Source organism: Endozoicomonas sp. ALB091 (assembly GCF_049310265.1).
In the GTDB taxonomy this organism is placed as follows: Bacteria; Pseudomonadota; Gammaproteobacteria; order Pseudomonadales; family Endozoicomonadaceae; genus Endozoicomonas.
The window spans coordinates 501,464-520,535 of sequence record NZ_JBLYNQ010000001.1 but is presented as its reverse complement, the minus strand read 5'-3'; the positions used below and the strand labels follow the sequence as shown (position 1 = coordinate 520,535).

At 51.2% G+C, this 19,072-nt stretch carries 13 protein-coding genes; 9 read left to right on the top strand and 4 right to left on the bottom strand.

Annotated elements, in window-relative coordinates:
* The first annotated feature begins 8 nt into the window (after positions 1–8).
* The 9 genes from rpmH to ACO6UX_RS02240 all read left to right on the top strand — a co-directional run bounded on the left by rpmH (position 9) and on the right by ACO6UX_RS02240 (position 12,826).
* The gene (gene rpmH / locus ACO6UX_RS02280; protein ID WP_081622094.1) at positions 9–143 is read left to right on the top strand and encodes a 50S ribosomal protein L34; all 135 of its coding nucleotides are present in this window, start codon (positions 9–11) and stop codon (positions 141–143) included.
* 30 nt (positions 144–173) lie between these two features.
* Positions 174–551 (top strand): ribonuclease P protein component, encoded by a 378-nt coding sequence (gene rnpA, locus ACO6UX_RS02275; protein ID WP_101748624.1) that lies wholly within the window; start codon positions 174–176, stop codon positions 549–551.
* Between the two features lie 224 nt (positions 552–775).
* A complete protein-coding gene (gene yidD, locus ACO6UX_RS02270; protein ID WP_347710303.1) occupies positions 776–1,114 on the top strand; it encodes a membrane protein insertion efficiency factor YidD in 339 nt (112 codons plus the stop codon).
* Positions 1,090–2,754 (top strand): membrane protein insertase YidC, encoded by a 1,665-nt coding sequence (gene yidC / locus ACO6UX_RS02265; protein WP_422444469.1) that lies wholly within the window; start codon positions 1,090–1,092, stop codon positions 2,752–2,754. Before yidD ends, yidC begins: the two co-directional genes overlap by 25 nt.
* Before the next feature lie 220 nt (positions 2,755–2,974).
* Positions 2,975–6,037, top strand: a complete 3,063-nt coding sequence (locus tag ACO6UX_RS02260) for a LysM peptidoglycan-binding domain-containing protein (protein ID WP_422444467.1) — start codon at positions 2,975–2,977, stop codon at positions 6,035–6,037.
* Between the two features lie 66 nt (positions 6,038–6,103).
* Positions 6,104–7,492, top strand: coding sequence for a tRNA uridine-5-carboxymethylaminomethyl(34) synthesis GTPase MnmE (gene mnmE, locus ACO6UX_RS02255; RefSeq protein ID WP_422444465.1), 1,389 nt, complete (start codon positions 6,104–6,106; stop codon positions 7,490–7,492).
* Between the two features lie 126 nt (positions 7,493–7,618).
* Positions 7,619–9,040: an F-box/WD repeat-containing protein gene (locus ACO6UX_RS02250; protein ID WP_422444463.1), complete on the top strand. Its 1,422-nt coding sequence runs from the start codon at positions 7,619–7,621 to the stop codon at positions 9,038–9,040.
* A 260-nt stretch (positions 9,041–9,300) separates the two neighbouring features.
* On the top strand, positions 9,301–10,809 hold the full coding sequence (locus tag ACO6UX_RS02245; protein ID WP_422444461.1) for an F-box/WD repeat-containing protein: 1,509 nt from the start codon (positions 9,301–9,303) through the stop codon (positions 10,807–10,809).
* Between the two features lie 553 nt (positions 10,810–11,362).
* Positions 11,363–12,826, top strand: a complete 1,464-nt coding sequence (locus tag ACO6UX_RS02240; protein ID WP_422444459.1) for an F-box/WD repeat-containing protein — start codon at positions 11,363–11,365, stop codon at positions 12,824–12,826.
* Positions 12,827–12,912: 86 nt separating this feature from the next.
* On the opposite strand, the gene ACO6UX_RS02235 is transcribed toward ACO6UX_RS02240, so the two are convergent.
* The 4 genes from ACO6UX_RS02235 to ACO6UX_RS02220 form a co-directional block, all read right to left on the bottom strand.
* Positions 12,913–15,129 (bottom strand): TonB-dependent receptor, encoded by a 2,217-nt coding sequence (locus ACO6UX_RS02235; protein ID WP_422444457.1) that lies wholly within the window; start codon positions 15,127–15,129, stop codon positions 12,913–12,915.
* A gap of 98 nt (positions 15,130–15,227) precedes the next feature.
* Positions 15,228–17,246: an iron ABC transporter permease gene (locus tag ACO6UX_RS02230; RefSeq protein ID WP_422444455.1), complete on the bottom strand. Its 2,019-nt coding sequence runs from the start codon at positions 17,244–17,246 to the stop codon at positions 15,228–15,230.
* Positions 17,243–18,166: an iron-siderophore ABC transporter substrate-binding protein gene (locus ACO6UX_RS02225; RefSeq protein ID WP_422444453.1), complete on the bottom strand. Its 924-nt coding sequence runs from the start codon at positions 18,164–18,166 to the stop codon at positions 17,243–17,245. Before ACO6UX_RS02225 ends, ACO6UX_RS02230 begins: the two co-directional genes overlap by 4 nt.
* Positions 18,167–18,997: an ABC transporter ATP-binding protein gene (locus ACO6UX_RS02220; RefSeq protein ID WP_422444451.1), complete on the bottom strand. Its 831-nt coding sequence runs from the start codon at positions 18,995–18,997 to the stop codon at positions 18,167–18,169.
* Positions 18,998–19,072: the final 75 nt, after the last annotated feature.

Here is a 19,072-nt window from a genome sequence, read left to right as displayed (position 1 = left end):
TAACCACGATGAAAAGAACTTTCCAGCCAAGCAACCTGAAGCGCAAGCGTAACCACGGCTTCCGTGCGCGCATGGCTACCAAGAACGGCCGTGCGGTAATCAACCGTCGTCGAGCTAAGGGACGCAAGCGTCTGTCAGCCTGATCAACCGCCTGTGGCTAAGAGAGCATCAGTGTGAGCTTATCTTTTAGCCGTGCATCACGGCTACGCTCCTCGGCTGATTTCAAACAGGTATTTGATACAACGGATATCAAGGTATCCAGCAGACAGCTTCTGATACTGGCAAAAGCCAATGAGCTTGGCCGGGCAAGACTGGGACTGGTGGTTGCCAAAAAAAATATTCGTACTGCCGTTGGCCGAAACCGGGCCAAACGTCATATCCGGGAAACCTTTCGTCTGCAACAGGATGAAGTTGGTAACCTGGATATTGTCGTTCTGGTCCGGAAAGGTTTCAGTGATCTGAATGACAGTGACCTGAACCTGCTACTCAACCAGCAGTGGCAAAGGTTGAAACGAAGGCTGCACGAATGGGAAGCGTCGGCATCACGTTGATATCCAACCTGAAGAAAATGCCAGAGTTAACAGGAAGCCCCGGGGTTTTTCCTGTTCGGCTCGACCAGGCTCAGAAAGCTTTCTTATAAAACAGCCGCAGTTGAGTGTCGACTGTCTGAGGCTGTTGCCCGCACAGGGCATGTTAATAAGCAATAAGGCTTTGATCTGGCTAAAGGCTTGCTATAGAGCCAAGGGTTTTCTATAGGACTAAGGGCGCCGACAAAATGAAGGCATTTATGGGCAGATTAGCAACTATCCCCCGATCATTGCTGACCGGACTGATCAGGATATACCGCTATGCGCTAAGTCCTCTGATGCCCAGCCGGTGCCGCTTTTACCCCTCTTGCTCTGCCTACGGCCTGGAAGCCTTAAATCGTCATGGTTTTCTGACTGGTAGCAAGCTTATCTTGCTCCGACTACTGAGGTGCCACCCCTGGCATCCAGGAGGATTTGACCCGGTACCGGAAAAAGATTCTGGTGATCATCGGACACAATCAGACAATCATATTCATTCACCTGAATGTGTGGCCCGGAACTCATGGATTTCCAAAGAACACTCCTGATCGGCGCTATTGCTGTAGTTGGTGTTTTAACACTGCAGCAATGGAATGAAGACTATCCCGGTACGCCGAAGTCGGCATCCGTCGCTCACTCCGTATCCAGCAGTCAAGCTGGTTCCGATCTGCCGTCGCTGACTGATGGCAACACTATTCCCGCCACCGACGATGGTGCGGTAAAACCTTCTGCCCAGCTTATCAGCGTCAAGACCAATACCATTGATGCGCTGATTGACCCTGCCGGTGGCGATATCATCAGCCTGACCCTGCCGCAATACCCGGCATGGTTGCCGGAAGAAGGTGAGCCAACGGTGCCTTTCCAGCTTCTGGTGAACAGCCCGGACTGTCAGGGAGAAACCACCTGTGTCTTCACTGCACAGAGTGCGCTGGCAAAAACCGATGGCCCGGACGCGAACAACCTTCGCGGGGTTTACCAGGTAACGCAGGCCAATTACACGCTTGAGGATGGTGAGAACACGTTGACCGTTGATCTCCATAAAACCATGGATGGCGTCGACATTACCAAAACCTTCACCTTCTATCGTGACCGCTACGATGTTGCTGTTCATTACCAGGTGATCAATAACAGCAATAAGGTGTGGCGTGATCAGTTTTATGCCCAGCTGAAGCGGGATAATTCAGAAGATCCAAGTCAGCTTAACTCCAAAGCGCCAATGAATACTTACCTGGGCGCAGCGGTTCGTTCGAATGATGAGCCGTACACCAAGCTGCCATTTGATGATTTTTCTGATAAGGCATTTGCAGAGCGGGTTCAGGGTGGTTATGCCGCCATGCTCCAGCACTACTTTGTCAGTGCCTGGGTTCCTGATCAACAGAAAGCCCATCAGTATTACACCAAGCAGAACAAAGATGGCTACAACTTCGTCGGCTTCTATGACGATGCCATGGTGGCTCAGCCCGGTGAAACCATTGAGACCGGTGCCACTTTGTATGTTGGTCCAAAGAACCAGGAAAACCTGAAGTCTTTGTCCGATGGTCTTGAGCTGACCGTTGACTACGGCATGCTCTGGTTCCTGGCGCAGCCACTGTTTACCATCCTGAAGTGGATTCACTCGCTGGTTGGTAACTGGGGCTGGTCCATCATTCTGCTGACGGTACTGGTCAAGGCGGTATTCTATCCATTGAATGCCACCAGCTTCCGCTCCATGGCGAAAATGCGCAAACTGGGGCCCAAGCTTCAGGAGATGAAAGAGAAGTATGGCGATGATCGCCAGAAAATGTCTCAGGCCATGATGGAGCTGTACAAGAAGGAGAAGGTCAACCCGATGGGGGGCTGTCTGCCGATTCTGGTCCAGATGCCGGTGTTCATTGCCCTGTACTGGACTCTGCTGGAGTCGGTGGAGTTGCGTCAGGCTCCATGGCTGGGCTGGATTCACGACCTGTCCCAGATGGATCCGTACTTTATCCTGCCGCTGATCATGGGGGCTTCGATGTTCATTCAGCAGATGCTGAACCCGACACCGCCAGATCCTGTGCAGGCTAAAGTGATGAAGATGATGCCGGTGATCTTCACCTTCTTCTTCCTGTTCTTCCCGGCGGGTCTGGTTCTGTACTGGGTGACCAACAACGTGCTGTCGATTATCCAGCAGTACATTATTACCCGCAAAATCGAACAAGAAGGCTAAGCCTTTTGCCAAGCAGCTTTCCCGGTTAAAGCTGCTTCGCTCCCCTCTCTTCTCCTCACCTTCGCTTTGATAAAACCCTCTTCTGAAAAGTGCCTGCCCACAGGCATGCTGATGCGGTAAAAAATAGCGCCTGAATTTTCTACAGTTGCCGGGGGCTGAACCGATAAACAGTTAGTAACTTGGCCTTCCCACGTTGGGCTAACTGGATAAGATCAGCAACATGATTAAAAAACTGATAAGCACAGCCATAGTAAGCAGTGTTATCGGGAGCGCATCAGCCAATCCTGAGCTGGGGTATATGACCATTGGTACTGATCAGTACCAACTACTCAATGCGACCATTGCCATTGATGCTCTGCCGTCAGAACTTACCAATAAGAAGCTGAAGGTAAAGCTTGGCTCTATTACCGAATTTTCCCGGCATAATATTGAGTATGACAAGCAGGTCTCCAGTCTGCGCTTTAAAGTGGCCAAAGATAGTGATGGCAAGCCGCTGATCAAGGTTCGCTCTGTTCGGGAAATTACCACCAACAAACTGAAGGCTGTGATCAAGTTGACGGTGGGAAGTCAGAAAATATATGGCATCTATGATTTCAAGTTAACGCCCGGTAACAAACAGCAAGTTACCTTAAATCTGCTTAACGCTGACCATAAGCCTGAACAGCCGATTACCACCGCCAAAGCCCGACAGCCCTACACTTCGGTTCAGCCATTACCCTCTGAGACCAGTATTACCGCGTCAGACGCCGATGTTTTTACGATGTCTTCCGGCGGGCATTACCGGGTCAAGGCGGGGCAAAGCATCAGTGGCATTGCCATGGAGTTGCTGCCCCGGTATCCGGAAGTGGCCAACTGGCGAACCCTGATGAACCAGCTGGCCTCTCTGAATCCAGAGGCCTTCATTAATGGTGATATCAATAAACTGCGGGTTAATACGCGGTTGCAACTGCCAGGAACGCTCCAGGGAAACAATCAGGTATCATGGGCTTCGGTAAAAACATCTGATACAGCCAAGCCTTCGGGCAAAACCAACGTTGCCCACAGTCAACACGGGCAAGCACCTTCGACGGTCAGCCACTCGTTAAACTCAACCATTATCATCAAAGACCTGCCAGAAGGCCTTGCCGGCAAAGACAACCTCAAGGTTCAGTTGGGCTCAATTACCGACTATTACCGACAAGGCATCGATTATAATCAGCAGGTTGCGGGTCTTCAGTTTGATATAACGGCGAATAGCAACAGAGAAACGGTGCTCAGGGCTCGCTCGACCCGTAACATCAATGCCAGGCAACTGACGGCTGTGGTCAGGTTTTCGGCGGGAAGAAAAAAGGCCTATGGCATTTATGAAATTCGTCCCGGCAACAACGGGCGACACATTGCTTTTAACCTGTTAGATATCAAGGGCGGGAAAAAGCCACAAGTTGTCAAGAATAGCGCCCCGGCAAAAACACCCGATGACACCGCTAAAAAGCAGGCGTTGGCGGCATTAAGCAGCAAACTGAAGTCCTACGAACAGGAACCGAACCACTCTTCCGACCAATCGTTTCATCAGGATACCTCACCGTCAAAGACCTCCGGTGATGTTGCCAAAACGCAGGCATTGGCAGCATTGCGTAAGAAACTGGATGGATACAGGCAGGCCAGGGAAAACCGTCCATCCGGGACAGCAGATAACGTATTGACCGGAAGAATCAACCGTAACGATGCTCAACCCTCTTCAATGGCAGGGCAGAAAACGTACCGCGTTGCCAAAGGTGAAAGTCTAAGCTCCATCGCCATGAAGCTAAGCAACGCTTATCCGGGCAGCTGGCGAGAGGTCATGAAAGGTCTGGTGAGCAGTAACCCTGGCGCATTTATCGGCGGTGATATTAACAAGCTACGTGTGGGAACCTTGTTAAACCTCCCTGACGCCGGTCATCCTGATCGTCTTGATAAAGCCATGCCCCGTGGCAATTTGATGGCAGGACAGAAAACGTATCGGGTTGCCAAAGGTGACACGCTAAGCACTATCGCCATGAGGCTGAGCAAGGCTGACCGGAGCTCAATGGGCTGGCGCTGGGTAATGAAAGGTCTGGTGAGAAATAACCTTGATGCATTTATCGGCGGTGATATCAACAAGATACCCGCTGGAACCCTGTTAAACCTCCCTGATGCCCGTCAAAATGATCATCTTTACAGAGTTGCGGCTGGCGACAATGTCAGTACGATTGCCTGGAGAATGAAGTATAAATATCCCCATCCCACTGGATGGCGAGGGGTGATGCAACAGATCGTTTATATGAACCCCGGGGCTTTCACTGACGGTAATCCAAACAGGCTTCGGGCGAATGAAATACTGATCATGCCTGATGCCGGTGTGGTTGAGATTGAGGCGGAAAATCAGGAGTTGGCTGAACAGCAGCCAGAAATAAAGAGATCCAACGCTGATAATCACCGTAAGCGGCAGGAATTACGGCAGAAGTTGGCCGAAATAGCCAAAAAGAGGGCCGCTGCCGCTCAGCAGTCATCAGCAGCACAGGCAACCGATACGAAAAGCAGTCAGCCGAAAAAAGCACATCAGGCGTTAGCAAAGCAAGAGCGGAGGTTCTCTCCCACTTCGGAGCAAGCAGAAGCGCAGACAACAAATACCGATATTCACCGTAAGCCGGAAAAAACACATCAGACGTTGGCAAAGCTGAACCGAAAAATGCCATCGACGTTTGCAGAGCAGCCGGTGCAGCAGAAGACAGAAACTATTTATAAGGTCACTGCAAGTCAAAGTCTTGCTGCCATTGCCCATGAGCTGATCCCCGATTATCCACAGTTCGACAGCTGGTATGACTTACTCCAGGAACTGGCAAAGCTAAACCCCTCACTGTTTGTAAATAATGATATTGGTGCGATCAAAAAAGGGACTGTGTTGCAGCTACCAGAGAAACAATCCCCCAAACACACTATGGATCGCACATCCACATCATCCAAACCGGTGGAACGTATGAAAGGGGAACCCCTCAGCGTAAGACAGCCTGAGGAAACCACAGGGAATGTGACCGCCCCTTCATACAATAAAATCAGTAACTCACTGCTATCCAGAACCGGTAAGGCTCCGGTATACAAGGTTCCTGAAGGCTATACCATCAGCATGGTGGCGATTAAACTCTTGCCTCTGTATCCGGACTATGACAACTGGACATCCTTGATGGAGGACCTCTATAAACTCAACCCGGATGCTTTTATCAACAGAGATATCAACAAGCTCCGTGACAACAGCCAGTTGAAATTGCCCCGCAAGATCAGCTCATGATCCTGTACTAAAACAGGCACCGGGCATAGACTATGCCATCGTTTTAGCAGTTACCGATGGCTCGTTATGTCTGATTTCAGCAACCTTCACCAGGATACCATTGTCGCCCAGGCCACAGCCCCCGGTCGGGGAGGCGTGGGTATTATTCGGGTGTCGGGTCCTGATGCCCTGCGTGTGGCAAGAGAAGTACTGACGCTGGAGCCTAAACCGCGCTTTGCCCACTACACCCCATTTCATGATGCCTGTGGCCAGATTCTGGATGAAGGCATCGCGCTTTATTTTCCCAACCCCAACTCCTTTACCGGTGAGGATGTGCTTGAGCTTCAGGGCCATGGTGGCCCCATCATCCTTGATATGCTGCTGAAACGCATTCTTGCCCTGGGCGTCCGTCAGGCAAACCCCGGAGAGTTCTCCGAGCGGGCTTTTCTGAATGACAAACTGGATCTTGCCCAGGCTGAGGCCATTGCTGACCTGATCGACAGCACTTCAGAGCAGGCGGCACGTTCCGCCTTACGCTCACTGCAAGGCGCTTTCTCACAACGGGTCAATGCACTGGTGGAGTCGTTGATCGAACTGAGAATCTATGTTGAGGCCGCTATTGATTTCCCGGAAGAGGAAATTGACTTCCTGAACGATGGCAAAGTCACCGGTGAGCTGGCCAGTATCACGCAACAGCTTGGTGAGGTTATCCGTGAAGCGGGCCAGGGCGCGATTCTCAGGGATGGCATGACCGTAGTGATTGCCGGTCGGCCCAATGCCGGAAAATCCAGCCTGATGAATGTTCTGGCCGGCCGGGACACGGCTATTGTCACCGATATTGCCGGCACTACCCGGGATGTATTGAAAGAGCATATCAATATCGATGGCATGCCACTGCATGTGATTGATACCGCCGGTCTGCGTGAAACCGAAGACCGGGTGGAACAGATTGGTGTCGAGCGGGCTTTTAAAGCCATTGAAGAAGCTGACCGGGTGTTGCTGATGGTGGATGGATCATCAACCGAGGCAACCCATGCTCATGATATCTGGCCAGAGTTTGCCGACCGTTTGCCCGTTCAGGAGAAACTGACCATCATTCGCAATAAAATCGACCTTACCGGTGAACAGCCCGGGTTTTCAGAAGTGGATGGTGTTCCGGTTATACGACTTTGTGCCTGTAATGACCAGAAAAGCGAGCACGGGGTTGATGCTCTCAGGGAGCACCTGAAAGCCTGCATGGGATTTGAAGGGGCGATGGAAGGTAGCTTTTCTGCCCGGCGTCGTCACCTGGAGGCATTGCGACAGGCGGGAGAGTACATTGAGAACGGTCGACAGCAACTGGAGCACCTTGGAGCCGGTGAGCTGCTCGCTGAAGACCTTCGCCTTGCTCAGAAATCCCTGGGAGAAATTACCGGAACCTTTTCCAGTGATGATCTGCTGGGGCGCATCTTTTCGTCCTTTTGTATCGGGAAATAACCTATAAATACCGGGGTTGGCAAACTGAATGATCCACATTTTTCATAATGTGGATTCAGCAAGCGGCTAAATCGGATTTATTGTCTTTGCAGGAAAGAATTTTAAACTGTTTACCGGTCAGAGGATGTGAAAAGAAATATCGCTGATATTGATACCATGTACCCTGACCACTGCCAGGCAACAAGCCCGTCTGGTAACCAGGCAGGAGAAACAACGACAGAGGGGGTTTCGGTTGTTCCTCCGGAACAGGTGTCGCCTTTACTGGCATTGCCAAATGAGCTCCTGATTAAAATTTCTGACTACCTGTCTTTCGTTGATGTTAGCCACCTGGCTACAACCAGCAAGCGTTTAATTACACTTTTCAACACAGCAGAAAAACTGAAAAAACTGGCCGCTCAATATTATGGCTCTGCCTCTGATGCCTATAGAAAAATGATTGAAAACAGGGATATACCTGCTGTTCCGGGCAATGAAATTTATGACCCTTTATTACGGCTTGCTTATCATCGATACGTAAGCAATAAATACCTGGCTTCTCTGGAAAGTAATACCCTGCAAACCTCCGTGGCGACGCTGAATGGGCATACCTCCGGGGTGATCTCAGTCACGTTATTGTCTGATGGGCGGTTGGCTTCCTGTGCTGGCCAGACCATAAAGGTATGGGATCCAGGCAAGCCCCACGGGCAGCAATGCGTCATGACGCTCCATGGGCATACCTCCCTGCTGAGCTCTGTCATAGCATTGGCCGATGGGCGGCTGGCTTCCTGCTCTGAAGACACAACCGTAAAGGTGTGGGATCTGAGCAAACCCGACGACCAGCAATGCGTGGCGACGCTCAACGGGCATACCAGGGAGGTAGATTCAGTTACGCAATTGCCCGATGGGCGACTGGTTTCCTGTTCTCATGATGGGACTATTAAGGTGTGGGACCTGAGCAAACCCAACGGCCAGGAATGTGTGACGACGCTGAATGGGCATACCGATTGGGTAACCTGTGTTACGACATTGCCCGATGGGCGGCTGGCTTCCTGCTCTCTTGACGAGACCATTAAGTTGTGGGACCTGGGCAAGCCCGCCGGTGAGGCATGTGTGGCAACGCTGAATGCGCTCCGCTGGATGTTCATAATCACGCCATTGCCCGATGGGCGGCTGGCTTTCTGTTCTCATGAGGGGCCTATTAAGGTGAGGGACCTGAGCAAGCCCAACGGCCAGGAATGTGTGGTGACGCTGAATGGGCATACCGATTGGGTGAAGTCAATTGCGCTATTGCCCGATGGACGGCTGGCTTCCTGTGGTGATGATCAGACTATTAAGGTGTGGGATCTGAGCAAGCCCAACGGCCAGCAATGTGTGGCGACACTGAAAGAGCATAGCAAAGACGTGTTCTTTGTTACGCCATTGCCCGGTGGGCGACTGGCTTCCTGCTCTCTTGACGAGACCATAAAGTTGTGGGACCTGGGCAAACCAGACGAGCTGCAATGCATGGTAACGCTGAATGGGCAGCCGACTTCCTGCTCCCCCCCGCGAAAAAGAAGAAAAATCGTTTAATGATGTAAAAATTACCGGTGGTATCTGAAGTGAAAGTTGCCGCGCAATGGCCTGCCTTGAGTCCTGATCATGCTTTCGGGACCGGATTCCTGCATTCACTAATTCATTTATTTATTGAGTTAACGACGTTTTTATCGTCGGGTAGGGAAGTGGATAGAGATTTACTTTTTATCAGGGCCCAGTGATATTACCTGAATTCAGGCTGCTGATTTTTGCATTTCGAGAAAGAACTTTAGAACTGTTCACCGGTCAGAAATGGTGTGAAAAGAAATATCGCTAATATTGATAATATTCCACCTAACCACTATCAGGGAAGCAACCCGTCTGATAACCAGTCAATAGAAAAAACTACGAAGGGGGTTTCGGTTGTTCCTCCGGAACAGGTGTCGCCTTTACTGGCATTGCCAAATGAGCTCCTGATTAAAATTTCCGACTACCTGTCTTTCGTTGATGTTAGCCACCTGGCTACAACCAGCAAGCGTTTGATTACACTTTTCAACACAGAAGAAAAACTGAAAAAACTGGCCCTTCAATATTATGGCTCTGACCTTGAAGCCTATAGAAACCTGATTGAAGACAGGGATATACATATACCTGCTGTTCCGAACAATGAAATTTATGACCCGGTATTACGGCTTGCTTATCATCGATGCTTAAGCAATCAATACCTGGCTTCTCTGGAAAATAATACCTGGCAAGCCTGGGTGGCGTCGAAAAGGTATACCGTCGAAATGAACTCATGCACCGCATTGGCCGATCAACGACCGGCTTCCTGCCTACGGCTTGCTGATCATCGAAACACAAGTAATAAATACCTGAAGTCTCTGGGAATTAATACCCAAAAAACCTGCGTGGCGACACTTAAGGGGCACACTGACAGGGTGAGCTCAGTCACGGCATTGGCCGATGGGCGGCTGGTTTCCTGCTCTTTTGACAAGACCCTGAAGCTGTGGGATCTGAACCAGCCCGACGGGCAGCAATGCGTGGTGACACTCAATGGACATAGTGACAGGGTGAACTCAGTCACGACATTGCACGACGGTCGGCTGGTTTCCTGCTCTGATGACAAGACCCTGAAGGTGTGGGATCTGAACCAGCCCGACGGGCTGCAATGCGTGGCGACGCTGAATGGGCATACTGGCAGGGTGAAATCAATCACGACACTGGCCGATGGGCGATTGGCTTCCTGTGCTACTGACAGGAGCGTAAAGATCTGGGATCTGAACAAGCCCGACGGGCAACAATGCGTGGCGACGCTGGAAAGTCATAAGTCATGGGTATATTCAGTGACGCAATTGCCTGATGGGCTGCTGGTTTCCTCCTCTGAGGACAATACCGTAAAAGTGTGGGATCTGAGCAATTTCCGGGGGCCTCCATGCGTGGCAACGTTGAATGGGCATACTAACAGGGTGAATTCAGTCGCGCCACTGGCCGGTAAGCAGCTGGTTTCCTGCTCTTCTGACCAGACCGTCAAGGTATGGGATCTGAGCAATCTTTACGGGCAACCCTGCGTGGCGACGCTGCGTGAGCATAACGGTGTGGTGGACTCAGTCACGTTATTGCCCGATGGGCGGCTGGCTTCCTGCTCTTTTGACAATACCGTAAGGGTATGGGATCTGAGCTTGCCCGACGGAGAGCCGTGCGTGGCGACGCTGCATGGACATACCGACTGGGTGGTCTTTGTTACGTCATTGCCCGGTGAGCGGCTGGCTTCCTGCTCTGCTGACAATACCGTAAAGGTATGGGATCTGAGAGAGTCCAACGGGTAGTACATGGTTTCAATGAGTTTGACGGGTTGTCGTGCCTCCGCACACCCTTCGTCCCAAGCCTGTCGAAGGACCCATAGGGCCTAAAGGCGGAAACTCCGGTCTCTGATAGATCGTGCCAAGCACCCTTCGACTCCGCTCAGGGTGAACGGAGATTGTACACGTCAAACTCATTGAAACCATGTAATAGGGTAGCCATGCGTGGCGGCGTAGAATGTGCACATCGACAGGATGAACAAAGTCATGGATGGCTGGCTCCTTGTTCCTCCTCATACAAAGAAGAAAAATCGTTTAATGATGTAAAAAATAGCAGTGGTATCTTAATGAAAGTTGCCACGCAATGGCCTGCCTCGAGCCCTTATTTTGTCTTCAGAACCAGATTCATGCACTCATTAATTCATTTATTTATTAATTAACGATTTTTTTATAGTCGGGTCAGGAGGTGAATAGGGCTTTACTCTTTATCAGGGCGGAGTGATATAACCTGAATTCACGCAGACTGATTATTATATTTCCGGGAAAAGAACTTTAGAGCTATTCACTGGTCAGAGACTGCATGGCTAATAATATCGCTGATAGTGCTAACGGTTCTTCCCCTCATTATCCCCGGGAAACATATCCATCGGGCAACCAGACAGGGGAAAAAACCACTGCGGGGATTTCGGTTGTTCATCCAGAACAGGTGTCTTCTTTAATGGTATTGCCAAATGAACTCCTGGTTAAAATTTCTAACGACCTGTCTTTCGTTGATGTTAGAAGCCTGGCTTTAACAAATAAGCGTTTAATGACACTGTTCAACACAGAAGAAAAACTGAAAAAACTGGCCATTCAATATTATGGCTCTGCCTTTGAAGGCTATAGAAAAATAATTGGAAACAGGCATATACCCGCTGTTCCAGGCAATAAAATTCATGACCGTTTATTACGGCTTGCCTATTACCGATTCGTCAGCAATCAATACTTTGCTGATCTGGGAAGCAAAGCCTGGAGAGCCTGTGTGGCCGTTCTGAGAGGGCATAACAGGAGTGTGAACTCAGTTACGGCATTGGCCAATGGTTTGGTGGCTTCCGGTGCTGATGACCGGGCCGTGAAGTTGTGGGATCTGGGCAGGTCAGGTCGGCGGAAATGCGTGGTGACGCTAATTGGGCATACTCAAAGGGTGAACTCAGTCACGTTATTGCCTGATGGACGGCTGGCTTCCTGTTCTGATGACGGGACTGTAAAGGTGTGGGATCTAAGCAAGCCAGACGGCCAGCAATGTGTGGCGACGCTGTATGGGCATAGCGGTTGGGTGCAGTCAGTCACGGTATTGCCTGATGGGCGGCTGGCTTCCTGCTCTGTTGATCAAACCATAAAGGTGTGGGATCTCGGCCAGCGATGCGTGGTGACGCTGTATGGGCATACCGGCTGGGTGAGGTCAGTCACGGTATTGCCCGGTGGGCGGCTGGCTTCCTGCGCTCATGACGGGACCGTAAAGGTGTGGGATCTGGGCAAGCTCGACGGTCAGCAATGCGTAGCGACGTTGATAGGGCATTCTGGCTGGGTGGTGTCAGTCACGGTATTGGCCGATGGGCGGCTGGCCTCCTGTTCATCTTTTGACAATACCGTAAAGGTGTGGGATCTGGGCAAGCCCGACGGCCAGCAATGCGTGGCGACGCTGAATGGGCATACCGGCATAGTGTTGTCAGTCACGCAATTGCCCGATGGGCGTCTGGCTTCCTGCTCGGGTCCTGGTGATCTGAGCGTAAGAGTGTGGGATCTGAGCAAGCCAGACGATCAGCAATGCGTGGCAATACTGAAGGGGCATACCGCGTGTGTGACATCCGTCACAGCATTGCCTGATGGGGGGCTGGCTTCCTGTTCTCTTGACGGGACCATAAGGGTGTGGCGTCTTAACAAACCCGAAGAGAAGCGACGGAGGGTGACACCCCATGGAAAACACAACCGGTTGAACTCAGCCCAGACCGGTGGGCGGCTGGATTCCTGCTCACCTCCCACGAAAAAGAAGAGAATTCGTTGATTGATAATGTAAAAACAAGCTGTCGTATATCAGCAACCTGACAAACTGAGCCCGCAACGAAATGTCAACAGGCTCTTGATGCCTTATCAGTACTCGACCCGGTAGCTCAGGTTATAGGCTCGACCTTCAGCCTTGTGTGCACTGATACCATTGTAGGTTGTCCTGGCCCACTGGCTGTATACGGTTTCGTAGTCCTTATTCAACAGGTTGGTTATTCCTGCTTTAAGGGTGCCCATGGGAAGGTCGTAGGAAACCAGAAGGTCAACGGTTGTGTATCCATCAATTTCACGGTCTGTCACCGTCTGGCTGGAAGAGCTGTAACTTTTCCCCTTGTCATAATCCAGGAAGGTCATGGATTGCAGGCGGACATTAAGATCTCCCTGATCATAAGCGACAAATGTTGTAAATTTCTCCGGTGAGACATCCGCTGCTTGCAGGTCCAGCCACTCCCCTATTTCCTTGTAATAGCTGCGTCCTTCAGTAAAGGCGTAAGTACCCCCGACGTACCAGTAATCATTCAGGAAATATTCAATAGCACCCTCAATACCGTAGACTTTTCTTTTTTGATCCAGCAGGTCTACATTGTAATCTTCATTAAAGGCAATGGTTTTGTCCGATTCGTTGTAGAAGACGGAGACATTGGCAAAGATATTGTCAAAGCTGCCCCGCCATCCAAGCTCGAAACTATCCGTCTTGATGGCATCGAGGTTTGCTTCAGAAATATTGGTTCGCGGGAGCGGCAGGCTATTAGGAAGACGACTAACCGGGGAGACCGTATCACGCAGAATTCTCGACGCATCGGGTACATCAAAACCCTGTGAGTAATTAGCGAACAGCTCATTACTTTGATTCAGATGGAAGACGAAGCCAAGATTAAACAGCGTATCGTCGTATTTTCTAACGGCACCTTCCAGTGGAGTTTTTGTTATCCCTAATTGTTGTGCAATCCAAGTTTCAGCGAGAGGCATATGATCACTGATATCCAGCCTTGCACGCTCATACCTGATACCGCCATTCAGCGTCAGCTGTGAGGTTAAATCATAGGAGGTTTGCAAATAAAGCCCAAGGGTTTTGGTTTCAACATCAGGACCATATTCATACTCTGGGCCTGTGGGCTCAATAACTCTGCCACCACTGGCTATATATTTTGCTAAATCATGCAGCTGCCCTCTTTGCTCGCCATCGTCCACATCATAATCAAGGCCGTAGGAAAGCTTGAGCTGATTATTCAGCGAACGGTCAAGGTTCAGTTTTACTCCAAAAACCTCAGCGGTAGACGTCGATTGGTTTATAAATGTACCTACTCCTCGAATGACGTTGGGATAGGGAAAGAATCGGGCTTCACGCCCACGATAGTAGGTCTGTGCCTGAAGGTTATTGCCCAGAAAATCGTCGTCTTTATAAACAAGGTCAATAGACTGTCGCTGACTGTAAGGCTGTTTTTCCAGCTCAAGTCCTTTCAGGGCTGCGGGTGAGTCGGCAATATTGCCACCAGGTACGGATGAAATATCGGGTGCAAAATCAGAATCCATCTGGTCATCAAAGAATTGCAGCGTTGCCTCCAGTCGCTGCTGGTCGGTCAGGTCATACCCAAGTTTAATCAGCGCATCTTTGCTATCGGTATCCATGCGGCTGACCTGGGATGGATCAGGGTTAACCCGGTTACCGTCTGCATCAAAAATACCACCACGACTTTCATAGGTGCCACTGAACAGATAGTCAAAGGCACCGGAGCGGCCACTGATATTCTGGTTAAGTGTCCAGGTGGTCAGTTCATCACCGGATACTTTGAATCCTGCTTCCGAAGCAAACTGCAGCTCATCGGTTTCAGGCTTACGGGTAATGACATTGATAATCCCGCCAGTAGCGCCACCACCATAAATTGCACTGGCACCGGAGATAACCTCGATGCGTTCAATATTTTCTGGCCGGATAGAGTTCAGTTGTCGGCTGATCTGACGGTTCTCCGCTTGGGATATGCCATCGATCAGGACCAATACTTTCCGGCCACGGAGGCTTTGGGTTCTGTCTGTCACCGTTTGCGTGCTGGGTCCAAACCCTGGAATCACCTGTTCAAGAACATCCGCCAGCTTCTGTCCCGGCTGGGACTGCTGAATAATCTCCTGCTGGCCGATTACCTGAACCGTACCAGAAATATTGGAAATGCTGGATTCTGACCGGGAGGCGGTAACCACTATCTGGTCCACGGTGGTCACCGCTGTCTCTGAAGCTGCGGTCGCCTGAGCGGCGGTAACCAGAGAAATCGCCGCCATGAGTGGCAGAGGTATTTTTTTACACGTCATTTTTCGACTTTTCCATGAGTAATGATTGTCATTCTTATTAAGTCCTTGTAGTTATGCAGGACCTGCTTCCTGCAGGCCTCTTTACTTCTTTTATTAAATTAACGTTGCTGGATGTATTTTCCGCTGAGCAGCAGAAGAATGAAGTAAATACCACCGGCACCGGAAACCAGAAGGCCTGAGGGTATTTCAAAGGGAGCGATAACGGTTCGTGATAACCAGTCACTGCTGACCAGTAACAATGCCCCGGTAATGGCCGCGGCAGGAATAAGATGGCGGTGACTGGACATACCGGTCACTCTGCAGATATGGGGAGCCATCAGTCCGACAAAGGACACCCCGCCTACGGCAGCCACACTGAAAGCACTGAGCAACGCGACGATTACCAGCAGCAGCGCAATGGTTACGGATACACGAATACCGAGCAGTGTGGGCAGATAAGCACCAAGCTGAAGAATATCGAGCCTGCGCCACATCATCCACAAAATGGGAAGCAGGATGATAACGGCTGAAAACAGGGGATAGGTGCGTTCATCCGTCACGGCATAGGTGCTGCCGGACAGCCAGATCAGCACTTCACTGGACTGGTTGCTGCCCAGAACCAGCACCATACTGATCAGGGTGGTGGCAACCGCCGAAAGGCACAGACCGCCCAGGGCAAATAATAGTGGATTGAAACCGGTCAGACGGCTCAGGGTCAGCAACAGGATCAACGCAATACCACTGCCGGATATGGCTAACAGCATTAAACCAAAACTGTCTATTCCCGGGTAGAGGACGGCACCCAGAACAATAAATAAAACAGCGGTTGTCGTTAATCCCGATACGTCCGGGCTGGTCAGTGGGTTTCGGGTTAATGTTTGTAACACGAGACCGGAAACCCCAAGTGCCGCACCCGCAAACGCAGCGCTCATGACCCTGGGCCAGCGCAGATGCATAAACGTCATCTCTATCTGGCTGAACAGGCTCAATCCCATCAATATCAGACACAGTAAGGACAGAACTGCCAGAGTGCGGTTCGGATTCATAGAGAACAGTGCGCGTATACCTGTTTCTCCCGGCGTTGTCCCCAGTGCACCGACCCGGTTTCTCCGCGTCAGTAGAAAAATCATAAACGGGGCTCCAACAATGGTGGTCATGACGCCAGCGGGAAAGCTGTAATGGGAGTCCGAGACCATTATCGGGATCAATCGTGCGGCGATATCAGCACTGAGCAGCAACAATGCCCCCACCACCGAAGCCAGCAGCAGTCGCGACCATACCGGCTGACAGCCCAGGCCCCGGGCAATATGAGGTGCGATCAGGCCAACAAAACTGATCATCCCTACCTGACTGACAACGGTAGAAGACAGGATCACGGCAATCAGCAACGAAAAGCCAACGGTATGTCGTACATTTACCCCAAGGGTTTGGGCCTGTTCTGCCCCCAGGGTAATCAGGTCAAGTTGCCGGGCAAAGAATAACGCGATAAGGGTGAACAGCAGGATTATTGGCCAGCTGTGCTGAACCGCCTGAAAATCGAACTGGGAGAGATTACCGGCCCCCCAGGTATACAACCCATCCAGACGGTTTTCGAAAAACATCAGCATGCCAGCACTGATAGCACCAAAAGAGAGGGTGATTGCCATCCCCACCAGCACCAGGTTAACCGGTGAATTGCTGATGGCACTGGCCAGACGGAAGACCAGTAATGTGGTGATTATTGCGCCGGTAAATGCCACCACGACCGGGTATTGCCCGGTAATATCCGGCAGCAATACCGATCCCATCACAATCGCAACCATGGCCCCGGCATTAACGCCCAGGGTTGCAGGGCTGGCAAAGGGATTCCTGGTTGCGCCCTGAATCAGTACTCCGGCCGCGCCCAGGGCTGCACCACAGAGTAAAGCCATCAGGGTTCTGGGCAGTAACAACCAGGTAACAATGGTTGCATTGAGGGGCTGATGCTCGCGGATACTTCCGCCCGGTACTGACGATGGAAAAAATGGCATATCGACCAGCAAACTGGCGTCAATGCCTGATGGGCCGGTCATTAATGATATTGCCACGGCCACCACATACAGCAGAAATACCGACAGGAAGACGCTGGTTGCTTTAAAGGGTACGGAGTAATTCATCATGCCTCCGGTGCCAGTTGTGACACGATTGCCGTTGCCATGCGGGTTGCGGACAACGGTCCTCCGAAGGACCACAGTGCTGGCAAATAGTGAACCCGCCCTTCCCTGACCGCCGGGATAGCCTGCCATACCGGAGAACGGGTCATGACCGGAAGGTCATCAGGCTGACTACCGATAATAAGCAGGCTGGCATCACCAATGGTGGTCAGCTTTAACAGGTCAACATGGGTAAAGTCCCGCCCTGGCAGAGCGCTGTGCCAGCTATTCACCAGACCCAGCTCATTAACGATGGCCCCCGCCATGGACGCATCGGCATAGACCCTGAGCCCAAGGCCCATTCCCACAAATTTGCCAACCACTACTGACTGTCCAGTCATACCGGCTTGCTGGATACGACGCCGTGCCTGACCCATTAGCTGCTCCATTTCCCGCAGCTTTTCCTCAGCCAGAGTCGTCTGATCGGTCAGCCGGGCGACAGAGCGAAAGACACTCTGCATCCTGTGGTAGTAGTTTGAAGGGTTGTCTGTTGTGGGATACTGGGTAAACAGCACCGTGGGAGCAATGGCTTCCAGCTCTGCAATAATTCGATTGTGTCGCCATTGGTAGCCCAGTATTAAATCCGGCTTGAGCGCCGCAATGGCCTCAAGTGATGGTTCGGATCTTAAGCCCAGCTCCTGAACCCCGTCTGGCATTATCGGACTATTGGATTGCCACTCCTTATACCCTTTGATTGACGTGACCCCCGCAGGTGTAATGCCCAGGGTCAGCAACATTTCCGCCTGGGTCCAATTAAGGGCGGCAATCTTATCGGGTCTTTTTTCGCCTGAATCGAAAGATGATGCCCCGGCTGACTGAGCCGCAGTGGTGAGTAGCAAGAGTAAGGTAAAAGCAGCGTGTAGCCTGGCATTGAAAGATACTGACATTCAGGCAACTTCCTTGTCGGATACACTCGGCAACGGCTCTGGTGAACTGTTCGCTGATGGCAAAAACAGGTGGTGATCATAACCTTCTGGCTGAACCCTGGTGGTTTTAACACCAAACACATCAGCAATAACGTCCGTGTCGATTACCCGGTCCGCCCTGCCCTGTCGTACCAGCTCTCCCTGGTTCATCAACACCACATCATCACTGAATTGCAGCGCCTGATTAAGGTCGTGAAGAACCCAGACGACTGTCGTATTTTGCTCAAGGTTCAACGTCCGGACGATATCGAGCAGCTGGAGTTGATGGGCAATATCAAGCCATGAGGTGGGCTCATCCAGCAATAAAATGCCGGTCTCCTGGGCCAGTACCATTGCCAGCCATACCCGCTGCATTTCTCCCCCGGACAGGTGATCGACCCGTTCCTTGGCGAAGTCCACCATATCTACCCGAGCCAGCGCTGTGTTGATTGCCCGACGATCACTGGACTTCATCCGGCCAAAGGGGCCTGCATGGGGGTAACGGCCACAGGCGACCAGTTCAGAAACTGACATTCCCAAGGGCACGGGTGAGTGCTGAGGTAACAGTGCCAGCTTCCGGGCCAGTGCTTTTCTGTGCCATTGCACCAGCGGTTTTCCAGCGTGTAACGCTGCTCCGCTATCGGGCGTGATCAAACCGGAAAGCATCTTTAACAGCGTGCTTTTGCCCGAACCATTAGGTCCGAGAATGGCGGTTATTCTGCCGGGAGCCAACTCAAGGCTGATCGGCTTGATCACCTGCTTGCCATTAACACGGTAACTTGCCTGATTAAGGCAGAGTGTATGATTAGACATCCATTTTTCTTTTTTGATGAACTGTTTCGTTTGTCTCAGGCTGATCCGTTTTCTGCTGGTTTATTGATCAGTTGT